This is a genomic window from Pseudogracilibacillus auburnensis, assembly GCF_003201975.1.
Classification (GTDB): domain Bacteria; phylum Bacillota; class Bacilli; order Bacillales; family Amphibacillaceae; genus Pseudogracilibacillus; species Pseudogracilibacillus auburnensis.
Window position 1 is genome coordinate 159,554 of sequence record NZ_QJJQ01000001.1, and the last position, 25,332, is coordinate 184,885.

Below are 25,332 nucleotides of genomic sequence, written 5' to 3' on the forward strand. Positions count from 1 at the left end.
AGTGCCTAGTTCTAAAAGACTATAAAGTAAAAAGAGAAAATCATATCTATTGCGCTTAAATATGGATGAAAAGCGTATAGATTTTATGTAAAGCACAAAAAGGTATTCTATTTTTATTAGAATGTCTTTTTTTACTGTGATTTTTATAAGTAGGGAGGCGTCAGTAAAAAATTCCTATAAAAAAGGAGATAGAGCAGTCAAAAAATCTAAAACGGAAAAATAGTTCCAATAAAAAAGAGGGATAGAAATGAAGAGTCTACTAAATTTTAGAAGTATTAAAACGAAAATGATCGTCGGTTTTATGGTGGTTGTTTTATTCATTGTTATCTATGGGATTTATAATTACGTAACATTACATAAAATGAATGATTCTACCGAAAAAGTCTTAGATGAAGATCTACCATTGTTAATTGCTAATGAACAACTTGCCAAAATAATGGCAGAATTGCTTGCTACTTCACGAGGATATGTTTTATCAGGTGATCCTAGTTATCGTGAACTTTTTAATGAAGGTTTAGAGCAAGGTGCACATTTTGAAAAAGAAGTGCAAGCCATAGGTGCTAATGAAGAATTTAATGCACTAATGACAAAGACAGACGAATGGATTGAAATGATGATAGAAGATGTGTTTACCGAATATGATAATGGGAAAAAAGAGTTAGCTTTACAAAATCTTATCAAAACAAATGAAGATGCGCGAGAATTGATGTTCGGTTATCAAAAGTTAGCAGAGGATAGGGAAAGTGTTATTATTAACAATCAAAATGTAAATCTATCAAGTGGGAAGTTTGCTTTAACCATAGTGGTGGCTGTAACTGTTCTCGTTCTTGTCTTTAGCATGATCATTGCATTCGTTACGTCCAATTCCATTTCAAAGCCATTAAAAGCAGTCATGAACCGAATGGTATCAATTGCAAGTGGTGATCTTAGTGGGAAGCCACTGCAAACGAATTTAAAGGACGAAATAGGTCAACTAGTAGAAGCAACAAATGAAATGACAAATAATACACATACTTTATTAGAACAAATGAACGGAGTATCCCACACAGTAAGTAGTCAAAGTGAAGAGTTAACGCAATCAGCAAGTGAAGTGATGGCTGGGACAGAACAAATTACCATTACGATGGAAGAATTAGCAAAAGGTTCAGAAACTCAAGCAAACAATGCTGGGGACTTATCAAATGTCATGGGAGCATTTGTGTCAAAAGTGGAGGAAGCAAATGAAAATGGTGAACAAATTCAACAGTCATCGAATGAAGTTTTAAACATGACGAATAAAGGTCACAAATTAATGGAAAGGTCAACGGAACAAATGGCCAAAATAAATCAAATCGTACACGATGCTGTTCAAAAAGTAGAAGGGTTAGATACACATTCCCAAAAAATATCATCATTAGTTTCAGTAATTCAAGATATTGCCGACCAAACAAATCTTTTAGCATTAAATGCTGCTATTGAAGCGGCACGTGCAGGGGAGCAGGGCCAAGGGTTTGCAGTTGTTGCCGATGAGGTAAGAAAGCTCGCAGAACAATCTTCGGACTCTGTTTCAAATATTACAACAATCGTGAATGATATACAAAGTGAATCAAATTTTGTTACATCCTCCTTACAAGAAGGATATAAAGAGGTAGAACAAGGGACAACTCAAATTATTACAACAGGTGAAACGTTTAATCAGATTAGTTCAGCAGTTACCGAAATGGCAAACAAAATTAGCATTGTGTCTGCAAATCTAAGGGATATCTTAACTGATAGTCAAGGAATGAGTAGTTCAATCCAGGAGGTTGCAGCAATTACAGAGGAATCTGCTGCAGGAGTAGAAGAAACATCAGCATCTTCTGAACAAGCAAGCAGTGCCATGCAAGAAGTTACATCTAGTGCAAATGATCTTGCAAGATTAGCCGAGGAATTAAACGAATTAGTACTTCAATTTAAAATTTAACTAGTCGATTAGCACTAAATCGTCGTTGTTATATGAGATTTCATCAAATGTATGTAAGACAACAAAACAAAGGAAGCTGGGACATAACTAAAATAACCAAATCTAAAGACAAACAATGCATTACCTTAGCGGAGGAAATATACGTAGACTCCTGCGGGAAGAGCAACAGCCGAAAATCCATTTCAAACGTTTTGAATAAAACGTTTGAAATTAGTTGAGGCGTTGCCCGCGGAAAGCGAAGTATATTTCCGGAGCGGGTTATATGCAGCTACCATTGTTCGGGTTTTTCTTTGGTGAAAACACTTTTGTCCCGGCCTCTTACACATTCATTATAAAGAGCATTTATAACAAATACTGTTCTTTCACTATATCAAGTAACCCTTTATTATCTAGGTATGATTCTGGTGCTAAAAAAGTAACAGTTACAACACCCGGGTGCCGGCCAATTTCGATAGCGCCATTTATCGTTGAGCGATTCATTACTTCAGGAATGGTAATATCGAAAAAGTTTGCTGCTCTTTCCATTCCATTTGTCGTTGCATCATTTAAATTGGCACCTGTTCCGATAAATGAAATGGGGCATAAGTCTTCTATTTCATCCATCTTCCACTGTTTGGCTAATTGGTTTGCACAGATCTTTTCTTGTTCTGTAAACGGCTTTGCTAAATACGGTAGATCTTCCTCCACAGGTAACAAAATCGGACCATCCAGTTGCATATTTTTTAAGACACGAACTTGCAGGCTGACGATTCCAGCGACGTCTGCCGTATGTCCAGCAATCTCCCCATCGCCTTGCATCGCGTGCATATCACCGAGATAGACTCCACCACCTTTTACTTTTACGGGGCAAATTAATACAGCTCCCGCACGTACACGATTTATATCCATATGACCATCTGTCCGGTCTTCGAGTTGTTCTTCCGTTATTCCATAATCGTGTGGGGCATCAATTAAAAACTGACCAAAGTCGCCCGCATTATGTGAGTCAGGTAATGCTCTTGCTGGTGTTGTTCCAAGCTGTCCTAAAAATGCTCTAATTCGTGCCATTGTTCCCGGCATATCATTTGGCGCAAAAGTTACAATTGGATTTTGGATTGAATTTTCAGGTGTACACATAAATTTTCTTCCGTCACCAGCAACTTGTTCAGCAGCGTTTTTATTTAAGGTTAATCCAACCGATTTTTTGTCATCAAAGGCGATCGTATACGCATGGGTAAAATTAAATGGGGTAATATCAGAATCGCAATTTTTACAATGGATTGCTGTATTTCCAATCCCTTTTATGACTGTTTCAGGATTGATTGTATGACAAACAGGACAGATGGCGGCAACAAAAGGATCTCCATTAAAACGACCATCAACCGGCTTATCATTCCCAGATGCTGTTGCAAAAGAGGTAATTTCAATCGACTTTATATAGATCATAATTGCATCGCCTATCTCAGCTCCCTCTACAAAAACGGGTTTCGTAACTTCATGTCCACCCTTTAAGGCAGGAGTAATCATTGGCCCCCAACAGCCGGGGGTCGTATTGGCGACGATATGTCCCCCGTCTTTTACGACATATTCCATCTCTTTGTTTGGATCAAGAATTCCATCTGTATATTGATCGACGAAGACAGTTTGTTTCGCGTTCATTTTAGTTCAGCTCCTTATCCATATGGAATTAGTTATATGTAATTTTGATATTATTATTTCCAAATAGCAGTTAATTTTTTAACCGACGATCTTCCTCCTGTATAATATCCGTCAGTAATTGAAACCATTCTTTTGCATCTTGATCTTTTACATTTTTTAATTCTACAGGAAAGTGCGATGAAACAAAGACAAAGTCCATTGTAGATGGGGTTAACTCATCAATTAAAATTGTTAATGTTATTTCTTTTACTCTGTAGTTTTCATCTACTACTATATTTGTATTTTCCATTACCTCGCCCGTTGTACTTGTATCATTTACAACGACAAGATCACGTTTTAACTTTCCCATCCTTGCAATAGAATGTATCGTTTGACCATCTAGTTTATACTCAATTTGAAATAGATCATCATAAGGGATATTTTTATATTGAAGGGTATTTCGTCGTAAGTAAAAAAACCAAATATTTCGCCCTTTCGCATCATTTACTAGATCAAAATAGAAGCCAATGAAAATGTTATCTACATGAATCTTTTTTTGTTTAATAAACATTTCAACCAATTTCGCTCTTTCATATTTATGTTTGTTCTCGCTTTTTTTTAGCCAGAAAACGAAAGTAAAACAGAATAATCCGATTGTTAAAAAGGTAATTGCTGTTGACATATCTATATGCCTCGCCCCCTCTATATGTTTATTACTATTTTACCCTATTTATTCAAAAGTCAAGCGTATATTCTGAATATTCTTTAATGCGGGATAAAATCACATTACGCTCGGACAAAATGTTGTAATGTATAGTGATAAGTCCCTACAACGAAAGATAGAATAGTGAAAATTGTCGAAAAGTAAGCGTTGACACGGTGTCAGTTCACGTATAATATTGTGATGATTACATAAATTGGAGGTTGACAATGGTTATTGATTTTAGTGTGCGCCCACCACACCGTTCATTTATGGACGATTTTTATGATCCACCCGATTATTTAAAAGGGTATGCACATTTGTATGCGGATCGATTTAATGAGGTGAATCATTTTCTTCATGCACCGATAGAGGAATTTTTCGACCACTTAAATAGTGCGGAAGTACACCTAGCTGTCATAAGCGGAAAAGATAATGAAACATTACATGGTAGGAAGATAGCGAATGATGTAGTGTCAGAGATTGTAAATAAATATCCAGATCGATTTGTCGGATTTGCTGGGGTTGATCCATTAAAAGGGATGGATGCGGTTCGGGAAATAGAAAGAGCGGTGAAAGACCTAGGACTTGTTGGTGTAGCAATTGAACCTTTTGAATACAACATGTATCCAGATGACCGCAAAATGTATCCGATCTATGCGAAATGTGTGGAACTTGGGATTCCGATTTCATTGCATTGTTCGATCAATTTTTCAACTGAACGGAAGATGGATTATGGTCATCCGCAATATATTGATACAGTCGCAGTCGATTTTCCTGAACTTAAACTGATTGCAATGACGCCGGGATGGCCTTGGGTGAATGAGCTGATAGGAGTTGCATGGAGACATCCAAATGTCTATATTCAAACAGCGGCTATGCGGCCCAAATATATGAATATGCCGAATACGGGTTGGCAAGAGATTGTTCATTATGGGAATACGGTTATTCAAGATAAAATGTTGTTTGCAAGTGGTTGGCCATTGCTTCCCATTAAGCGATCAATCGATGAAATAAAGGGGTTTCCATTGAAGCAAGACGTACAAGAAAAATGGTTACATAAAAATGCGTGTTCATTATTAACAATTGAATTATAATGCGTGTTCAGAAAGGAGGATAAAAAGGATCGAGATCGGCCAAGATTGCTGGCGTCCTGGGACTCCGTTAAATAACTCGTCCCAGCGAAAAACGTTGTGCCTACGTTCGGCATAATAAACATGCAGCAAAGCCGACACTAGCACGTCTTGGGACTGTGCTAAATGCTCGTCCCATCGACAACATTGTGCGTCGCAGTTCAAGGCGGCGTGGCCTCCGGCAATGGAGCGTATGCATTTTAATACGTGAGTAGCGAAAAGGCAAGCCAATGATTGCGAGAACTAAAAATTCCGCTTACAGAGTAAGAAAGGATTTATACTTTCTTCACTGCCAAAGAAATGCGAAGTATCATTTTTACCTGACTTTTTGAACAACCTCTTATAAAACTATTAATCTGCTTATAATTCATGCTATATAACTTAATTGGAGGATGCTGACATTGAATAGTGTGAAGGAGAAAATAATTAACTCTGCTTTCGATATTTTTATGGACAAAGGATACGTAGAAACGACTGTTAGCCAGATTAGTAGAGAAGCAGGTGTTGCTTACGGAACAGTATATTTTCATTTTAGAAAAGGAAAAGATGATGTGCTACTGAAGATTTTTACGTTTGTGATGGAAGAATTTTATCAAGTGCTTGATCAGGAATTTCAAGTGCAAACGGTACAACAAAATAAAGAAATTATTTATGGACAAATGATGAGTTCTTTTGAGATTGTAGATAAAAATAGACGGATCATGCAAGTAGTTTGGGAGGCGAAAGGAAAATCAGAAATTGTGTATCATACGCTTCATCAATTGAAAGAAAGATTTATTTACCGGATTGCCGAAGATCTAAAATACAATCGTGAAAACGGATTGACCGCTTCGAAAGATGATTTATTAAATGCAAGAGCATTAATGCATATGATTTGGGGATTTATTTGGGAATATACACTGTCAGAACAATTTAAGGCGAACGAGATAGCGAATGCAATAACAACGATCTATATGGAAGGCGTGTATTCATAAAGAAAGGAGTTATTCATACATGTTACTTGATGCGGGATGGAAACAGGTACATAAAATCCGTAAACAAATGGAAGAGCTAGAGCTACCAAGTAGTATAGGTGAGTTATTAGCAGAAAAAGTAGAAAAGGTTGGTGATAAGCCCCTTTGTATATTTTTTGAAGATGAAACAGAGCTAACTTATAAGGAATTAAATATATATTCAAATAGACTTGCTAATGCTTTACTTGAGCTTGGGGTTCGAAAAGGAACCCATATTGCAATCATGCTACCTAATGTTACTGCATTTCCTATTGCATGGATGGCAATTGTCAAAATTGGTGCAGTAATGGTGCCACTTAATGTAAATTATACAGCGAAGGAAATGGAATTTGTGTTACGGAATTCAGATGCAGAAATACTGATTTTGGATGAAAATGGTGAAAATACTTTTCGCGAAATTCGACAAAATGGACAATTTATGGACATGGAAGTAATTGTAAAAGGTAGTAAAACAGATCCAATAGCCTACAGCTTTGAGGAGCTAGTTAATTATGGTAATAATGATTTTATCGCTCCTACGAAAGTAACCCTTGAAGATTTATGCAATATTCAGTATACATCGGGGACTACTGGCTTTCCAAAAGGGTGTATGTTAACCCATCACTACTGGTTATTAATGGCGAAAAGTGCCACATATTTCACAAAACAGCGAATCGAAAATTTTCTTATTCAATTTCCATTTTTTTATATGGAAGCACAAGTTGAGCTAATGATGGCAATCTTTCAAGAAGGAACTGTTTACGTACCTAAACAAGCAAGTTTAACAAAATTTATCGATTGGATTCGAACGTACAATATTCATTATTGCGCTTTTCCAGAACCAATTATGAAAAGTATTCCAGAAACTCCGCTAGATCGGGAAAATAGTTTGCGATTTATTAGCGCGTACTTATATAAAGGACAAGCACATATAGACTTAGAGAAACGGTTTAATGTCGTTGGGCGAGATTCATTTGGAATGACGGAAATTGGACTTGGAACCCATATGCCAGAAGATGCAACTCATATGGTCGGCTCCGGCTCCTGTGGCTTACCAGCACCATTTAGAGAATTAAGAATTGTAGATGATAGCGGGAGAGATGTAGAACAAGGAGAAACGGGAGAGTTATGGGTAACAGGACCTGCTATGTTGTGGGGATATTATAAAAATAGGAAAGCAAATAAAACCTCCTTTCATGGAAAGTGGTTTAAAACAGGGGATTTAGCACGCCAAGATGAGAATGGATACTACTATATCGTTGGTCGGATAAAGGAAATGATTAAACGAAGTGGAGAAAACATTTCTGCACTTGAAGTGGAATCGGTAGTAGAAGAAATTCCAGGTATTGTGGAGGCGGCTGCCATTCCAGTTCCTGATGACATTCGTAAAGAGGAAGTAATGTGTTTTATCGTATTAACCGAAGATAAAACGGCTGAGGATATACCACCGGAGATGATTTTTGCACATTGCACTACAAAATTAGCAGCCTTTAAAATACCGAGATATATTGCTTATATTGATAGATTTCCACGAACACCATCCGATAAAATTGCGAAACAATTGTTAATAAATAATAAGGCAGATATACGAAGTGGAGCTTTTGATCGGGTGGAAAATAAATGGCATCCATAATCAACCCTTTTCAGAAGGAAAACTTACTATCAAGGAGAGTTTCATGATTACTTTAGTAGATGTTGTTGTCGTTATTGTCTATCTCGCTATCATGGTCGTCATCGGATTGATCGCTTCAAAACGAATAAAACATAAAGATGACTATGTGTTAGCAGGAAAACGAATGGGGTATAGTGTGACAATTGGAACACTTGTAGCGACGATGATTGGAACAGCGGCAACAATGGGGACAGCGGCGATGGGCTATGAGTATGGGATGATTTTAGTTTGGCAAGCAATCGCTATTTTTGTCGGTTATATCATCGTCGGGATGTTGGCGAAAAAGATAAGGAAAACGGGAAAATGGTATATTCCAGATATAATGGCTGAGCGGTATGGGGAGTCTGCAAAAGTTTTCACAACGATTATTTTAGCTATTGCAGTTACAGCAATTTTTGGTGCACAAATTATTGCTATGGGGCTTATATTTAATTTAGTTGGGAATTCACTTGGCATCAGTTATACGACTGCAATAGTTATCGTTGGTGTCATTCTTGTCCTGTATACTTTTATTGGCGGGATGATCGCAGTTGCATATACCGATTTCATCCAATTAATTATTATTTTAGTTCTGTTTGTACTTGTTTTACCCATTTATGTATTTACAGATGGAATTACATTTTCTGACCTAAGACAAACAGTTGACCCTGAAATGTGGAGCGTTTGGTCAGGATTACCATTTTTGTTTGTTGTAGGAATTATTGCGACGTATCTTCCGGGAATTATTATTGATCAAACAATTTGGCAACGAGTAATGGCTAGTAAAGATGAAAAGGTCGCAAAATTTAGTTCTTTTATAAGTGGGGGGATCTTTCTATTTTATTCAATCGTCATCTTACTTTTAGGGATCACTGCTTCTGTTATTATTCCACAATTAACAAATAAGGATGAAGCAATACCGCAATTGATCATTAGTTATTTACCAAACGGCTTAATTGGACTAGGACTTGTAGCAATTTTAGCTGTAGCAATGTCCACAGCAAGTAGCACATTATTAATTGCCGGTGTCGTCATTACCAAAGATGTGATTCCAGCTGTAATGAAAAAATCCTTATCTTATGAACAAGACTTAAAAGCGTCTCGAATTGTGACATTAATACTTGGAGCAGCGGGAATTGTCATTGCATTAACCTTTAGTGGTTTATTTGGTCTAATGATGCTAGCCTATGCGATTTTTACAGCGACATTATTTTTTCCCATTATTTTTGCACTGTTTTGGGAAAAAGCGACGAAAAAAGGTGCTTTTTGGAGTATCATCATTAGTTCGATCATTTTAATTGTCCTGTACGGGTTGGATAAGCCGTTGGATGTGGAACCAATCTTACCAGCTATCATCATTAATTTAGGGTTGATGTGGATCATTAGTTTACTAACGTATCAAAAAGATACAGCAACAAAGCCTGTATTTCGAGATGAAAGGAAAGAAAAAGAGTTAGAAAGAAATATTCAGGCAAAAATGAAATAAGGGGTGGGTAAGTGTAAAAATAATGGATTAAAAGCAATTAAAAAGGAAATAAACACCTTACATATATTTCTTCTAAATAAAGGTCTAAAGACTAAAATCCTCAAGATAAACATAACACATGTAAAAACTTCATTTGTAGATCAAAAAAAGGGGTATTTATTTGCAGATAAGGAAGGATCAAACATTCTTACTGCTCACTGTCTAAAAGCGCGACGTCTTGGGACTAGACTTTCGTTTTTCCCATCCCAAAACACGTGTCGCGGGCGCCAGTACTAGCACATCCTGGGACTGGGACTGCGATTACTCGTCCCATCGGAGAGATTTTGTGCAATCGTTCGTCCCATCGAAAAGCTTTTGGGACTGCGATAAAATCTCGTCTCGTCGAAGACTTTTGCGACCGCGATCACTCGTCGCAAGAAACATTGTGCATCGTACTGCAACAAGGCTTGTGATAAGCCAATTTTTCTAATGGTACATGCTTTAGCTAATTAAAAAGGAAAAGTGGGAAACGAGAAAGTTTTAAGGGAATACGAGTTTATATAGATGGAGGTTTATCAGTTGAAAATGAAAACAATGCCAAGAATAAAAATCGGAAATCTTCCGACAAAAATACATCGGTTAGATCGGCTTACGGAAATGTTCGACGGTCCTCAATTATATATAAAAAGAGATGATAAGAAGAGGATTGCTTTTGGTGTAAATAAGGTGAGACAATTAGAATTTTTAATGGCTAATGCAGTAAATAATGGGGCAGAACTAATTATCACCTCTGGTAATTTGCAATCAAATCATATTCGGCAAACAGTGTCAACAGCCGCCCGATTCGGTTTAAAGCCTGTCGTTGTTATTACAGAAGCAGAATCAAAAATTCCAGAAGACTGTTACTTGTTTAAGGAATCTTATAGAACGGAAATGTATCTTATTAATGTTACAAACGAAGATTCCGTTCAAAAGATCGCAAACATTTGTGATGAGAAAGTACAAGAAATTAAAAAGTATTATGAAAATAAAGGGATGAAAGCCTGTATTATACCGAGGAAAATCGAAGGAACTCCAACTGGTGTTTGTGATCTATTAGAAATTTCTAAGCAAATTAAACAGAAAAAATTGAACATTAATTACATTGTGAAAGCAGTCGATTCTGCTAATGCATATAGTGCATTTCTGTTGGCTAATAAACTATTTAAAACAGGTTTAAGATCGATTGGTATAAGTGTTTCGAATGAGGCAGAAAAAGATCGGTGGCAAGTATTCAAACAATTTGACGAAGCCAAAAAGCATCTAGGATTAGATATAGAAATAAAAGAGGAAGAAATCCAAATTTTTAATTCAATTGGCTATAATTGTGTTCTTCCAAATGAACCAGGTGTGCATGCAATAAAATTATTAGCGGATAAAGAAGCGATATTTTTAGATCATTATCATACTGGTAAAGCGATGGCAGGGCTTTTTAACTTGATTAAAAAAGGTTATTTTCAAAAAGATGATGGTGTACTATTTTTGCATCCTGGCGAATTACCAGCATTATTCGCACAAGAAAATAATTTACTTTAGATTGTTTGGTAAAAATCCCCACCTCATAGTTTGAGGTGGGATTTTTTATGATTAATCTAAAAATAGCACGAAAAGTAGCTAAATTAGGGTGTTTTTAACTACGCTAGGTAAAATAAAATGTTAATATTTTAATCGAAATAGGAAAAAAGTGATATTATAGTACAAAAGTATTATTTTTAGCCGATATATATAGTAACAAACGAATTTCCATGAGGGGGAATGGAGCATGCATCTTTCCAAGAGAACGATTTCCATCGTATTAATAGAAAAACATACATTATTTAGACAAAGTATTAGAAAAATTTTGGAACTAGACGCTGCGTTTAACGTCATTGCAGAAGGAGAAACGAGACAAGACGCATTGCAACTTGTAAAAAAATATCGTCCTAATATCATTTTGCTTGATATTAATAGTATTAAAACAAATGAATTAATCGATATTAAAACCATTAAAAGAATAGCTCCTGAAACAAAAATAGTAATTTTATCTAGTCAGGACGATGACAATCATATGATTGTGGCATTAAAAATGGGTGCTACCGGCTATGTATTAAAGGAAATGAATTCCGAAACTTTCATTACAGCGATCAAAGCCGTACAACTTGGAAGGTATTGGTTTCACCCGCATGTCACTCATTTATTAATCAAAGAGTATTATTATCTTATTCGTGAAACGTTTAGTACTCCTATAAACGACGATCAAAAACCAATTAAACCACTCGATTTATTTACAACTCGAGAATATGACGTATTAAAATTACTGGCTAGAGGTTATAGCAATAAAGTAATTGCTGAAAAATTGGCTATTACAAGCTACACAGTTAGTAGCCATGTAAGAAATATTTTGAAGAAAAGTCGTGCAAATGATCGGACACATGCGGTCGTGAAGGCGATTGAAAATGGTTGGGTGACAATCGAACGTAAAACCGAATCTACTGGAAGTGATTGATTGAAGTAAGATGTTTTTATCTACATCCATCAACACATTTCATTCATTTTTGAATATTTCAAAAGATACTAGCGAAGATGCCAATTATGTCATCCTCCTTCCCCTAAATTTGTATACGCATACAAAAAAGTGATCTGTCTGACTGTAAATGCCTAATCAGGTGATTTTTCCCTAGCAAATAGCTTGATCGATTATTAGTGAAGAAATATTGATTGACAAAATAATTCTGATAATCTAAAATCATCAATATGAAACATGTTACATAAAAAACATAACCTTTTGCTTACAATTTTTTAAAACTTAAATGTGGAACATGTTCCATAGATGATTATTTTAAATCTGTTAAATAAAGGTGGATTAGTGTTGAAGAGTATGAGAGATATTGCGAGAGAAGCTGGTGTTAGCCTCGCTACAGTGTCAAGGTATATTAATAAAAATGGTTATGTTAGTGAAGAAGCAAAAAAGAAAATTGAAAAAATAGTGAAACAAACTAATTACACACCGAATGAGTTAGCAAGAGCAATTTTTTCAAAAAACTCCAAAATTATTGGTCTGCTTGTTCCGAATATTTCGAACCCATATTTTAATGAATTAGCGTTAATTATTGAAGAATATGTTAGTAAACATGGTTATTCTATCTTTTTATGTAATACAAACGACGATCCTACTAAAGAAAGAGAATACATTAATGTTTTACAAGGTCATCGAGTAGCGGGGATTTTCACTGTACGGGCTCAATGCAAAAAAGAGTATGAATTATTTACAGTTCCAGTGGTTTCTTTTGAAAGTATCATTTCAGACGATATTGTTACGATTGTAACAGATAACTATCAAGGCGGAAAACTTGCTTTTGATCATTTAAAAAGCAATGGATGTAATCATCTTCTCCATATTACTGGACTTGACTTTTCAAAAGCAGTGCATGATCGATATCAGGGATTTTTAGACGAAGCAAAGAAGGAAGGAATGTCTGTCGATATCATTCGCTTTGAAAGTGATTTTCAACGTAAAATGCTTGAAGCAAATATTAAAACATTAGAAAACATTGAAAAATATGATGGCGTTTTCGTCTTTAATGATATCGCTGCAGCAACGGTTATTCGTTATTTTAAACAAAAGAATGTCCACATCCCGGATGAAGTTCAAGTTATTGGTTTTGATAATAGTTATATTGGTGAGTTTTTATTTCCTTCATTAACGACAATTGAACAGTCTGTGCAAGAAGTCGGCAACAAAATGGCTGATGCTCTTATTCATTTAATTAATGGAGAAACAATAGAAAATAAAATAATCATGATTCAGCCTAATGTTTTAGTTCGTGAATCAACCAAGGCAAAAAAGGAATGAATTAGCTTTGTAAGGAGGGTTAGCAAGTGGAACTAGAAATGTCAGGTATTCATAAAAGTTTTGGTGCTGTACAGGTTCTAAAGAATGCCCAAATAAAAGTAGGAAAGAAAGAAATTCATGCATTAATGGGTGAAAATGGAGCTGGAAAATCTACACTGATGAAAATTTTAACGGGTGTTTATTCGAAAGATGCCGGTACCATTAAAATCAATGGAGAACTTCAAGAGTTTCAGTCTATTAAAGATAGTGAACAGAAGAAAATTGCCTTCATCCATCAAGAATTAAACCTACTAAACGAAATGAGTATCGTTGATAATATGTTTTTGGGCAAAGAGATGAAGAAGAAGTTTGGCATTCTTCATCAAAAACAAATGACGAAATTAGTGAAGGAAAAATTGCAATTGCTTGGTCTTGATGTAAGCCCAAAGACATTGATTAAAAACATCGCAGTCGGGGAACGACAACTCGTTGAAATTGCTAAGGCACTTTTAATGGATGCAGAGTTAATTATTATGGATGAACCTACTGCTGCTTTGACAGATAAAGAGATTGATTTACTCTTTCAGATTATTAGAGATTTAAGGGATAAAGGTGTTTCCTTTATTTATATTTCACACAGAATGGAAGAAATATTTGAATTATGTGATGAAATAACCGTTATGCGAGATGGCTCATTCATTAGCCAAAAAAGTACGAAAGATACCTCTTTCAATGAAATTGTGAAAATGATGGTAGGTTATGATTTGGATGACCGTTTTCCAAGAGTAGAGGTTGATCCGGGTGAAACGATTATGTCTGTTCGAGGGCTAACCAAAGAAGGAAAGTTTGAGGATATTCATTTTGATTTGAAAAAAGGAGAAGTTTTAGGTTTTTCAGGGTTAATGGGATCTGGACGTACCGATGTGATGCATGCGATTTTTGGGAGTGTTCCTTTTGACAGTGGGACAATTTCTGTTGATGGAAAAGAAGTAAAAATTGATTCACCGATCAAGGCGAAAAATTTAGGTATCGGACTAATCACTGAAGATCGGAAACACGAAGGATTAATTTTGGACTTTTCGGTTGCAGACAATATGGTGTTACCATCAATTAAAAATTTTACTCACAAAAAGCTTGTTCAACCGAAAAAAATTGCTAGTTCCGTAGCTGAATATATTCAAAAGTTAAATGTTAGAACGCCAAATCAAACGATTGAAACAAAGAAATTGAGTGGTGGAAATCAACAAAAAATTGTTATTGCTAAATGGTTATTGACTAATCCTAAAATATTAATTTTAGATGAACCGACTAGAGGGGTAGATGTTGGGGCGAAAAAAGAGATTTATGGAATCATTAATCGTTTAAAAGAAGCCGGGGTAGCAATTATTGTCGTTTCTAGTGAACTGCCTGAGGTTTTAGGTATTTGTGATCGAATTGTTGTGATGCATGAAAAACGAATTAAAAAAATTATCCCGAGGGAAGAGGCAACACAAGAAATAGTTATGGAATATGCGACTGGAGGAGGGGAATAAAAAATGAAAAAAATTGGAAGTCTTTATGATAAGTATGGAACGATAGTTGTTCTACTCGTATTAGTATTAATTGTCACTTCAATTAACCCTAAGTTTATGACGATGTACAATATTTTAAACGTATTTAGACAAGTTTCTATTAATGGCTTAATTGCATTTGGAATGACGTTTGTTATTTTAACTGCTGGTATTGACCTTTCTGTTGGTGCAATTTTAGGCTTAACTGGAATGATTTTAGGGTTAATGATCACATCAGGAACGCCTGACTTTATTGCCATTGTCGCCGTATTACTAATGGGTGCTCTATTAGGATTATTTAACGGGGTCTTAATTTCAAAAATTAAATTACAAGCATTTATCGTTACACTTGCGACGATGACAGCATTTCGTGGGATTACAATGATTATTTCAGATGGTATTCCTGCGATGAATGTAACAAGTAACGCACCAATTCTAGACTTTTTTAGTCAAGGTAGTGTGCTCGGAATTCCGTTTCCGATGATTTTATTTATTGCCTCATTTCTAATTTTATTAGTACTTCTTCAAAATACATCATTTGGTAGAGGGGTATATGCCATTGGAGGGAATGAAGAAGTTGCCAGGCTTTCTTCCATACCAACCGATAGGATTAAAACGATGGTGTATGTTATTAGTGGTTTTATGTCCTCATTAGCTGGAGTGATTCTCACATCGAGATTAAGTTCATCACAGCCTACAGCAGGGATGACATTTGAGTTAGATGCAATCGCTGCAGTTGTTATTGGTGGTACAAGCCTGTTAGGTGGTAGAGGAAGACTTTTTGGTACATTTATTGGCGTATTAATAATTGGTGTTTTAAATAATGGGCTAAATATTATTGGAGTATCAGCGTTTTATCAACAATTCATTAAAGGGGTTGTTATTTTACTTGCCGTTATATTAGATCGAAAAAACTCACAATAGTTAAAGCAAAACTTGCTTTTCACTATATATTTAATCATTTAAGGGGGAATTGGAAATGAAAAGAATATCACTTTTCGTTTTAGCTTTATTGTTAATAGTACTCAGTGCTTGTGGAAGTGGAAATGATAAAGGAGATAATGAGGGCGAAGCAACAAATGATGATGGTGGAAACGGTGGAACAATCGCGCTTTTAATGGCCGATTTAGGTAACCCATTTTTCCACGTGTTAAGTGATGCAGTTGAAGAACAAGGGAAAGAACTTGGATATGAAGTGCTAGTATATGATGGACAAAATGATGCATCTAAACAACCTTCTCAAGTAGAGGATGCTTTACAGCAAGGTGTTGATGCGATCATTATTAACCCGGCAGATGAGTCATCTACGGCAAACGCTTTAAAAGATGCAATTGCACAAGATATTCCTGTTGTTACGGTTGATAGAGAAGTTGATATAGAAGGAATTCTATCTTACTTAGTGACGGATAATACAAAAGGTGGAGAATTAGTTGGTAAATGGTTAGAGGAAAAAATGCCAGAAGGTGGTAAAGTCATCCATATGGAAGGTATTATCGGAACTGCACCACAACGTGAACGTGGGGGCGGATTTTTAAGTGTCATTGATCCAGCTCAAAATAGTGATAGTAAGTTTACGATTCTTGATACTGCAGTAGGTGAGTTTTCCATGGCACCTGCAGAAGCTGCCATGTCAGATATGTTATCTAAACACGATGATATTGACGTTGTTTTTGCACAGAATGATACGATGGCTGTCGGTGTCGTACGTGCAATAGAAACTGCTGGTAGAGAAGATGACGGCATTCTTGTTCTAGGTTTTGACGGTGCAAAAGAAGCATATGACTTAATTGATGAAGGAAAAATGGCTGCTACAGCAGTACAAGACTTCGAATTTATCGGTGCAGAAGCTGTTAATTATGTAGATACTTATTTAAAAGATGGTACAAAACCTGAAGAAGAAGTATTAGTTGATGTCTTTATGTCAGATGAAAAGTAACTATCGTTAAATTGGAAGGCTCCAATCTTTGGAGCTTTTTTACATTATAATAGTAGACAAGGATTTTGAAGATCGCTATAGTTGAACATGAATTCATATAACATTTTTACAAGAGTCCATTTCATAAATGCTATTTCCAAGGATAAATCCGATGACACATGGAAGAAATCTTCATCTTCGTTGTCCGGATTTTGAACGGAAATATTGAAATTGATTGCAAACATACTTAGTTAGGTGAAAGTGGCGGGAGTGATTTTAGTGAAATATGTGATAGGAATTGATTTAGGTACAAGTGCTGTAAAAGCCATCTTAATCGATCAAAGTGGCAACATGGTAATGGAGACATCAGCCGCTTATCCCCTTATCCAAGAAAAAACAGGATATAGTGAACAAGATCCAGAAGATTGGATCAAGCAAACGAAAAAAGTGTTAAAACGAGTTACGAGACAATTTACTGGAAATGTAGAGGATATAGAAGGAGTATCCTTTTCTGGTCAAATGCATGGACTAGTTATGTTAGATGAAAATAATCAGGTACTTAGAAATGCAATACTATGGAATGATACGCGAACAAAAAGTCAGTGTGATCACATCACAAAATTATTGGGAGATAAAATAATAGAAATTACCAAAAACAAAGTATTAGAAGGATTCACTTTACCTAAAATTTTATGGGTAAAAGAAAATGAGCCACAAATTTATGAAAAATTACGAGTCTTCCTATTACCAAAAGATTATGTGAGATATCGAATGACAGGGAAGATTCATACAGATTATTCCGATGCAGCTGGTACATCTTTACTTCATATAGAAGAGAAAAAATGGAGTAAAGAAATATGTGATCTGTTCCATATTGACGAGTCGATTTGTCCTCCTTTAGTAGAATCCCACTCATTTGTCGGAACTATATTACCAGAGTTTGCAGACAAGGTTGGTTTATCCCAAAATACTAAAGTATTTGCTGGAGGAGCAGATAATGCGTGTGGGGCAGTTGGTGCCGGTATATTATCGACAAATTATCAATTATCAAGTATTGGAACATCAGGGGTCATTTTAGCGTATGAAGAATCAATTGATGAAAAAGCAGATGGTAAAGTTCATTTTTTTAATCATGCAAAATCGGATGCATTTTATTCGATGGGTGTTACATTATCTGCTGGTTTAAGCTTATCATGGTTTAAAAATAACTTTTTTAAAGATACATCATTTCCTAAAATGATTGATGGAATAAAAGATATTCCAATTGGCTCCGATGGACTACTGTTTGCTCCTTTTTTAGTTGGAGAACGAACACCATATTCAGACGCATTCATTCGTGGTAGTTTTATTGGGGTAAGTGCATTACATACCAAAACTCATTTTGTTCGAGCGGTAATGGAAGGAATTACTTTTTCATTAAACGAATCTATTCATCTTTTACGTGAAAAAGGCAAAGAAATTGGAACGATTGTTTCTATTGGTGGAGGAGCTAAAAATGATCTTTGGCTACAAATGCAGGCAGATATATTTCATACACGTGTTGTAAGTCTTAAAAGTGAACAGGGACCTGGACTAGGGGCTGCTCTTATTGCAGCTTACGGTTGTAAATGGTTTGCCACTTTGGAAGAAGGGGCAGAAAAATGTATTCAAATTAAATCAGAATTTCATCCAATTGAAGAAAATGTACAAAAGTATAAACAGTTATTCAATATATATCAAACAGTTTATGATCATACGAAAAAGATCAGCCATCAATTACTTGAATTTCGAGATAGCGAATAAGTTGCCCTTAGCAGATAAGAAAAAGAATATAACTCTTTTACTGTATAAGTGTAACTTTAGAAAGACTTAGCGATAAGCCAAGTTTTCTAATAATGAAAGTAAAAAATGTGGGGGGAGTAGGCATGGAAAATGAAATCGTTGTGGTTGGAAGTATTAATATGGATCTAGTCATGAATGTGAAGGAAAGACCAGCTGGTGGGGAGACGATGTTAGGCAAAGATTTCTTTACAAATCCAGGAGGTAAAGGAGCCAACCAAGCATATTGTGCAGCCAATGTCGGTGGCGAAATAACGATGCTTGGATGTGTGGGTGATGATTTATTTGGGGAAGAACTAGTACAAAATTTAAAAGATGCCGGTGTGAATACGACATACATACAAAAAATTGCAAATGAAACATCGGGAATTGCAATGATTACGGTGGATGAACATGGTGAAAACAGTATTATCGTTGCACAAGCGGCGAACAATCATGTAACTCCTGTCTATCTTGATGATCATTTGCATGTAATCGGGCAAGCGAAGGCTGTGCTAATTCAACTTGAAATTCCAATCGAATCAGTAGAAAAGAGTATTGAAATAGCCCATCGAAATGAAGTGCCTGTTTTTTTAGACCCTGCACCGGCACAGGTTTTGCCAGATCATTTGCTAGCACAAGTTGATTATATTTTGCCAAATGAAAAGGAATTGGAGCAACTTACAGATGTGAAAGTAATAAATAGAAAAAGTGCGATGGAAGCAAGTCAAATTCTTTTAGATAAAGGGGTAGAAACGGTCATTGCGAAATTAGGGGGCGATGGGCTCATTATTTGTCAAAAAGATCAAGCAGAATGGATACCCGGCATAAAAGTCGATGTTGCGGATACAACTGGGGCAGGTGACGCATTTGCAGGTGCTTTTATCACAAGTTTAGTAGCTGGAAAAGACTTGAAATCGAGTGCGGAATATGCAAATGTAGTAGGGGCTTTAACGGTGACAAAAAAAGGTGCACAATCAGCGATGCCGAACAAAGAGGAAGTTGAAAGTTTTATAAAGAGTTTAGCCAAGTAAAGAAACAAATGAAGGAGGGTGTATATGAAGAAAAAGAAAGTTATTTTTGATGTCGATACAGGAATCGATGATGCACTTGCGATTGCTTATGCAATAAAATCGAGATGCCTTGATATACTTGGGATGACGACATGTTTTGGCAATGTGACAGTAGAAGATGCAACTAGAAATACAGCATATGTTGTGCAGTTATTGGGGGAGGATCTACCTGTCTATCAAGGTTCTAGTGAGCCCCTCAATGGTGGAGAGTTATATTTAGAAGTGGCCCAACGAATTCATGGGATGGACGGATTAGGAAATTGTCTGCCCACCGTTGATGAAAGACGAGATTCGCCCCAAGTAGACGCCATACGTTTTATAATTGATTCTATTCAAAAATACCCAGATGACGTGACGCTTATTTTCGTCGGGCCACTGACCAATTTAGCAAAAGTAGTGGAGCTAGCACCTGAAGTGATCCCGCTCGTCAAGGAAGTCGTCATAATGGGTGGTGCTGTTACCGTACCAGGAAATGTTCGTCCACATGCGGAAGCAAATATTTACGCTGATCCCGATGCAGCAAAAATCGTTCTCCAATCAGGGCTGCCAATTACCCTTGTCGGACTTGATGTAACGATGGAAACATTGCTTCCGAGAGAGTATGTAACTGAATGGGAAAAAAGCGGTTCGGCTGTCTCCCAATTTTTTGCAAACATTACCGATTACTATATAAGTGCATATAAAAATTTTAAGCCTGGCATTCGGGGATGTAGTTTACATGATCCACTTGCAGTTGGCGTTGTATTAGATCCGACATTTGTTGATACGAAAACGATGACGATCAACGTAGATATAGAAGGAGAAGAAATTGGAAAAACGTATGAAGGGGAAAAAGCAGCCAATTATACAATTAACGTTTGTCTTGCAGTTGATGATGAACGGTTTTTGAAACACTTTTTAACGACGCTGGCATTTGAGCAATAAAAATGGAGTAACTGAAATGCGATATACAGGAAAATTGTTGAGTCGGATCGTCGGTATAATGCAGGTTTCATTAAAGATAATTTTATAAAAGGGTGCTGCAAGCGAAGCACTGGATTAAGGGACATACTCCACTAGAGATGTTTTTTTAAAAAAGCCACATTTGAAACTATTTACGAAAGAGGCGAAATTCGTTTTCTATGACTCTCATTCAAAAGTTGGCAGAAATGTGATCCATGTTCGTATGGAAAAGGGAAAAAATATAAGAAATGTTGTTTGGGGAAATAATTATGTTCTTAATCGAAGGTGGGTGGGAAGTTGTGAAGGAATCGGAAAAAGATCGTTCTTTTTCGAAGCAGGAGATTAAACTCGGGATATTATTATGGTTTCGCATGACACGATTTTATAATAAAAATATAAAAAGGACGAACAATCATTTAAAAAAGTGGGGTCTTACAGCAGCCCAATTTGATGTTATTTCAAATATTGGAAAAAGCGAACCGATAACACAACAGGAATTAGCAGAAAAACTTGTCGTTACAAAGGGGAATATTACACAATTATTAAGCAAGCTTGAAAAATTAGGACTCGTTAGGCGTGATAGAGAATGGAAAACGAACTATCTCTCGTTAACAGATAAAGGTGTAGCACTTTATGACGATGTTGTCTTGGAACAGCAACGTTTTCAAGCATGCCAATTTGGTCGTCTAAATGTAGAAGAACAGAAACAACTACTTCAATTACTGAAAAAAATTCAAGACTGAGCAGAGTAGTTGTTTTTTTATCAGTTTAGTTATAAACTGATATTGTTCAACAGTTAATGTTCAGGAGGGAAGAAATGAATAATAATCATATGATTTGTGATTTAGAAACAGGTGTTTGTGGGCCGAGTGGAGAGAGTGAAGTGGAAATGATTGATTTGAATGCAGTAACGGAAAAAAAGCTGACACTTTATTATGTGACAGATCCAATTTGTTCACATTGTTGGGCACTTGAACCCGTGCTTCGCCGTTTTGAAAAACAATATAGCCATTACTTTCATATGCAAACCGTTATGGGCGGATTATTGGAAAAATGGGAAGGATTTGCCGATGTGAAAAATGGTATTTCCGGTCCAGCAGATGTTGCTGGTCATTGGAGGGAAGTCGGTGAACATTCACGTATGCCAATTGATGGTTCTGTTTGGCTTCAAAATCCTATTTTCTCATCGTACCCACCGTCGCGTGTTTATAAAGTAATCCAGCAGGAGAACGATGAGTTAGCACATGTTTTTTTACGCCGAGTTCGGGAAGCGGTTTTTGCCTTTAATAGAAATATCGCTGAAGATGAAGTGCTCATTGAAATTGTGAATAATATCGGGTTAGATGGAGAGAAAATAGTAAAACAAGCGAATGAAGAAAGCAGTCAGGAGCTGTTAAATCAAGATTTTTCCTTAGCAAGAAGTCTTGGTGCAACAGGTTTTCCGACTATTATTATTGTAAATGAAGAAAATAAAGGGGTAAAAATTGTCGGAGCAAGACCGTTTGAATTTTATCTACAAGGTTTGCAGCAAGTATTAGAAATGGATGAACTACATGCTAAACAAAAACCATCCTTATCACAATTAATGGAAGAAGAAGGTCGATTATTTACGCGAGAAATAGAAGAGTTTTATCAAATTGAACAACAAGAAGTTTCGGCTTTTATCCAGAAAGAACTATTGACTGAACAATATGTAGAAAAGAAAATTCTTGGGGAAGTATATATTGAGAAGAAATAAAGATGATAGCTGAAAAATGGTGAAAGGAGAATACAAATGGCGTACATGATACAAGTAGATTTTAAAATGAATGGACCATTTGGCGATGAAATGGCAGATGCCTTTTCTGATTTAGCCAAAAGTATTAATGAAGAAGAAGGGTTTGTCTGGAAAATTTGGACGGAAAATGCCGAGACAAATGAAGCAGGTGGAATATATCTTTTTGAATCGAAAGAATCTGCTGAAAAGTATTTGGACATGCATAGAAAAAGGTTGGAAGGATTTGGAATTCCAGAAGTTAACGGCAAAATCTTTGGAATCAATACGAAACTAACCGAGATAAACAAAGGCCCTATAAAATCGTAATGAAAACTTGAAAGTAAACTTTAATACTTCCTAATTCGGTCATTCTGGGTTAGGATTTTTTTCGTTAGTGGACAAATAGGTAGAAAATGAATTTTTAAAAAAAGAAGCGTACAATAAGGTAGAATGGATTGATTGAAATTATTGGAAAGCAAACTATATGAAACGGTTTTTTCTCAAGGCTTACTAAAACTTCTCCCTTTATAAGCTGGATAAGTATCATCAAGTTTCGAATAAGTGTGACTGCTTATAGTAAATGTAATGAAAACACCATTCTAAACCAAGTCCTCTTCATGGAAAAATGAAAATATGAATATAGTAGTCTAGGATATCATTTTTTTTTGCTGAAAAAATGAATGAACATAACGGGATACAATAATAATAAGTCTGGATGATGAACATGTCTATTGGAAGAGAAAATAATAAAATAATCGCCTGGAGTGCTGTTATTATTTGGATGGCAATGATCTTTTTCTTGTCACATCAACCCGCAACATCGTCAGGTCAACTTAGCGCTAGTATTACAAATTTTCTTATTCAAACAATTACAGCTATTTTTCCGTTTGAAATTGAATCGACTAGTTTCCATTTTTTTATTAGAAAAGGTGCCCACTTTTTTGCCTATTTTGTATTAGGAGTGTTAGTAATACATGCATTAAAAAATAAATATATTTACCTCGCCATTGTTATTTGCGTCATGTATGCCATTTCAGATGAAGTGCATCAACTTTTTATAACAGGGAGAAGTGGAGAAGTTCGGGATGTACTTATTGATAGTATCGGCGCAACAATCGGAATTACTGTATATTATTTAATGTGCAAATTATTGAGGCGAAAGTGGGCTAGATCTTAGAAGTTATGTACTTGTCCTTTCGGGGTATAGTTATACAAAACCACTATATGAAAGTATGGAGGGACGTTAAAATGGCTGTAGCACATTTAGCAAAAGAAGTAGAAGATTATATGATAAAAATCCGCAGAGACATTCATATGTATCCGGAAGTTAGTATGGAGGAAAAGCGGACGATTAAATTAGTAACTAAGGAACTGGAAACAATGGGGATTCACTATGAAGTTATTCCATATGGCGGTGTAATTGGCCTCATTGAAGGGGAGAAGCACGGAAAATCTATTATATTAAGAAGTGATTTAGATGCATTGCCAATGAAAGAATCGGGCAAAAATATGAAATTTCCTAAGAAGGTAGTTTCAAAGAAAAACCACGCAGCTCATATGTGTGGGCATGACGCACATATTGCCATGCTTTTAGGAACAGCAAAAATTTTATCTACCCATAAAAACATGTTAAAAGGTCGGGTCATTCTTGCTTTTGAACAAGGAGAAGAAGATAGTAAAGGAATTTATCGTATGATCAAAAGATTGGTCGATATTGGTGCAGACGGTGTATGGGGGATTCATGTGAAGAATGATATACCTACTGGAAAAATATCTGTTGATCCTGGTCCAAGAATGGCTGGAATGTTACCATTTCATGTTTTGATTGAGGGAGAAAGTGGTCATGGATCAAGACCAGATTTAGCAATTTCTCCTATTGATTGTTTTAACGATTTTTATAATGACCTTCAAGCAATGAGACTAAGAAAATTAAACCCATTTGAAGCGATAACGTACTCAATTGGAAGCATCCATTCTGGACATTCTGCAAATGTCATACCAGATACACTCACTTTCAGTGGTACAGCAAGGTTTCTCCATAAGGAACAAGGTCAACAAGCCGTTGAAGAATTTACTCGTTTACTTGCAGCGGCCACTAAGAAACACCATTGCGCGTATGAGCTTCTAGACAACCTATTTCCAATCAATCTATTTGTCTATAATGATGAAAAATGTTCAGAAATTGCAAAGAATTCCATTCGAACAGCACTAGGTGAAAATGTACTTACTCCTTACTATGCTTGGATGGCGTCTGAACCATTTGCTTTTTATCAAAAGTATTTTCCTGGAGTTTTTGCCTTTGTTGGAATTAAAAATAAAGAAAAAGGAACAGGAGCAGAACACCATAATGCACATTTTGATATTGATGAAGGTGCACTTACATATGGGGTTGCAGCTACTGTTCAATATACAGTTGATTTTTTACAATTTGAAGGTAACATCCCTTACGATAAAGAAGCTAGGGGGGTAACCCAATTATTCCACGACTTGCATTTTAATATTGATGATCCAAATGAGTAAAAGATAGTTTGGCTATGGAAAATGTAAAAATACGTCCTAAAAAGCTGGTTCCATAAATGAATCAGCTTTTTGCTGTTATCAACTGGTATCGCTCAAATCTTTAGTAGTCGGGGTACACGCTGAATAATTTTGGTTTCCGCTGAATCTTTTTGGTACGCGCTGAATAATTTTGGTTTCCGCTGCATCTTCTTGGTCCGTGCTGAATAATTTTGTTTCCCGCTGAATCTTTTTGGTACGCGCTGAATAATTTTGTTTCCCGCTGAATCCATGCTAATTCACGCTGAACTCATTTGTTTGCCATGACATGTTCCTCGTTATGAGCAAAGTAAATTTTATGTCTTTAGGTGTTTTCCGCATTCAAAAATCAAACAAAGATCATGTCTTCCTAGCTTTTAAATAATAGAAAAATAGAATCAAAATAAGTTATAC

General features: G+C 36.0%; 21 protein-coding genes. 19 read left to right on the top strand and 2 right to left on the bottom strand.

Annotated features, from left to right (window positions below; genetic code table 11):
* Positions 1–247: 247 nt before the first annotated feature.
* Positions 248–1,942, top strand: a complete 1,695-nt coding sequence (locus DFR56_RS00700) for a methyl-accepting chemotaxis protein (protein ID WP_110393508.1) — start codon at positions 248–250, stop codon at positions 1,940–1,942.
* 342 nt (positions 1,943–2,284) lie between these two features.
* Here DFR56_RS00700 and DFR56_RS00705 read toward each other — a convergent pair whose 3' ends face one another.
* Together DFR56_RS00705 and DFR56_RS00710 are read right to left on the bottom strand one after the other, a co-directional pair.
* Positions 2,285–3,580, bottom strand: a complete 1,296-nt coding sequence (locus tag DFR56_RS00705) for an acetamidase/formamidase family protein (RefSeq protein ID WP_110393509.1) — start codon at positions 3,578–3,580, stop codon at positions 2,285–2,287.
* A gap of 70 nt (positions 3,581–3,650) precedes the next feature.
* Entirely contained in the window at positions 3,651–4,241 is a 591-nt protein-coding gene (locus DFR56_RS00710; RefSeq protein WP_110393510.1) for a hypothetical protein, read from the bottom strand.
* Positions 4,242–4,489: 248 nt separating this feature from the next.
* Between DFR56_RS00710 and DFR56_RS00715 the strand changes: the two genes are divergently transcribed.
* The 18 genes from DFR56_RS00715 (at position 4,490) to DFR56_RS00800 (ending at position 24,903) form a co-directional block, all read left to right on the top strand.
* Positions 4,490–5,356, top strand: a complete 867-nt coding sequence (locus tag DFR56_RS00715) for an amidohydrolase family protein (protein ID WP_110393511.1) — start codon at positions 4,490–4,492, stop codon at positions 5,354–5,356.
* A 446-nt stretch (positions 5,357–5,802) separates the two neighbouring features.
* Positions 5,803–6,366 carry a TetR/AcrR family transcriptional regulator gene (locus tag DFR56_RS00720; RefSeq protein ID WP_244916411.1) on the top strand — a complete coding sequence of 188 codons (564 nt, stop codon included), beginning with the start codon at positions 5,803–5,805 and terminating at the stop codon, positions 6,364–6,366.
* 19 nt (positions 6,367–6,385) lie between these two features.
* A complete protein-coding gene (locus tag DFR56_RS00725) occupies positions 6,386–8,017 on the top strand; it encodes an AMP-binding protein (protein WP_110393513.1) in 1,632 nt (543 codons plus the stop codon).
* A 43-nt stretch (positions 8,018–8,060) separates the two neighbouring features.
* Positions 8,061–9,521, top strand: a complete 1,461-nt coding sequence (locus tag DFR56_RS00730) for a sodium:solute symporter family protein (protein ID WP_110393514.1) — start codon at positions 8,061–8,063, stop codon at positions 9,519–9,521.
* A 564-nt stretch (positions 9,522–10,085) separates the two neighbouring features.
* The gene (locus DFR56_RS00735; protein WP_244916412.1) at positions 10,086–11,075 is read left to right on the top strand and encodes a pyridoxal-phosphate dependent enzyme; all 990 of its coding nucleotides are present in this window, start codon (positions 10,086–10,088) and stop codon (positions 11,073–11,075) included.
* A 226-nt stretch (positions 11,076–11,301) separates the two neighbouring features.
* Positions 11,302–12,024 (top strand): response regulator, encoded by a 723-nt coding sequence (locus tag DFR56_RS00740; RefSeq protein ID WP_110393516.1) that lies wholly within the window; start codon positions 11,302–11,304, stop codon positions 12,022–12,024.
* Between the two features lie 372 nt (positions 12,025–12,396).
* The gene (locus DFR56_RS00745; RefSeq protein ID WP_242694539.1) at positions 12,397–13,371 is read left to right on the top strand and encodes a LacI family DNA-binding transcriptional regulator; all 975 of its coding nucleotides are present in this window, start codon (positions 12,397–12,399) and stop codon (positions 13,369–13,371) included.
* Positions 13,372–13,397: 26 nt separating this feature from the next.
* A complete protein-coding gene (locus tag DFR56_RS00750) occupies positions 13,398–14,882 on the top strand; it encodes a sugar ABC transporter ATP-binding protein (RefSeq protein ID WP_146214227.1) in 1,485 nt (494 codons plus the stop codon).
* A gap of 3 nt (positions 14,883–14,885) precedes the next feature.
* Complete coding sequence (locus DFR56_RS00755; RefSeq protein WP_110393518.1) at positions 14,886–15,824, top strand: ABC transporter permease; 939 nt, start codon at positions 14,886–14,888, stop codon at positions 15,822–15,824.
* 55 nt (positions 15,825–15,879) lie between these two features.
* Positions 15,880–16,836 carry a sugar ABC transporter substrate-binding protein gene (locus DFR56_RS00760; protein ID WP_110393519.1) on the top strand — a complete coding sequence of 319 codons (957 nt, stop codon included), beginning with the start codon at positions 15,880–15,882 and terminating at the stop codon, positions 16,834–16,836.
* Positions 16,837–17,094: 258 nt separating this feature from the next.
* Positions 17,095–18,597: a xylulokinase gene (xylB, locus tag DFR56_RS00765; protein WP_110393520.1), complete on the top strand. Its 1,503-nt coding sequence runs from the start codon at positions 17,095–17,097 to the stop codon at positions 18,595–18,597.
* A gap of 122 nt (positions 18,598–18,719) precedes the next feature.
* Positions 18,720–19,646, top strand: a complete 927-nt coding sequence (gene rbsK / locus DFR56_RS00770; RefSeq protein WP_110393521.1) for a ribokinase — start codon at positions 18,720–18,722, stop codon at positions 19,644–19,646.
* A gap of 24 nt (positions 19,647–19,670) precedes the next feature.
* Positions 19,671–20,609, top strand: a complete 939-nt coding sequence (locus tag DFR56_RS00775) for a nucleoside hydrolase (RefSeq protein WP_110393522.1) — start codon at positions 19,671–19,673, stop codon at positions 20,607–20,609.
* A 389-nt stretch (positions 20,610–20,998) separates the two neighbouring features.
* Positions 20,999–21,370 carry a MarR family winged helix-turn-helix transcriptional regulator gene (locus tag DFR56_RS00780; protein WP_242694541.1) on the top strand — a complete coding sequence of 124 codons (372 nt, stop codon included), beginning with the start codon at positions 20,999–21,001 and terminating at the stop codon, positions 21,368–21,370.
* Between the two features lie 74 nt (positions 21,371–21,444).
* Positions 21,445–22,365, top strand: a complete 921-nt coding sequence (locus DFR56_RS00785) for a DsbA family protein (RefSeq protein ID WP_110393524.1) — start codon at positions 21,445–21,447, stop codon at positions 22,363–22,365.
* A gap of 36 nt (positions 22,366–22,401) precedes the next feature.
* Complete coding sequence (locus tag DFR56_RS00790) at positions 22,402–22,710, top strand: monooxygenase (protein WP_110393525.1); 309 nt, start codon at positions 22,402–22,404, stop codon at positions 22,708–22,710.
* A 397-nt stretch (positions 22,711–23,107) separates the two neighbouring features.
* Entirely contained in the window at positions 23,108–23,560 is a 453-nt protein-coding gene (locus tag DFR56_RS00795) for a VanZ family protein (RefSeq protein ID WP_110393526.1), read from the top strand.
* Positions 23,561–23,631: 71 nt separating this feature from the next.
* Complete coding sequence (locus tag DFR56_RS00800; protein WP_158525450.1) at positions 23,632–24,903, top strand: amidohydrolase; 1,272 nt, start codon at positions 23,632–23,634, stop codon at positions 24,901–24,903.
* The last annotated feature ends 429 nt before the right edge of the window (positions 24,904–25,332 follow it).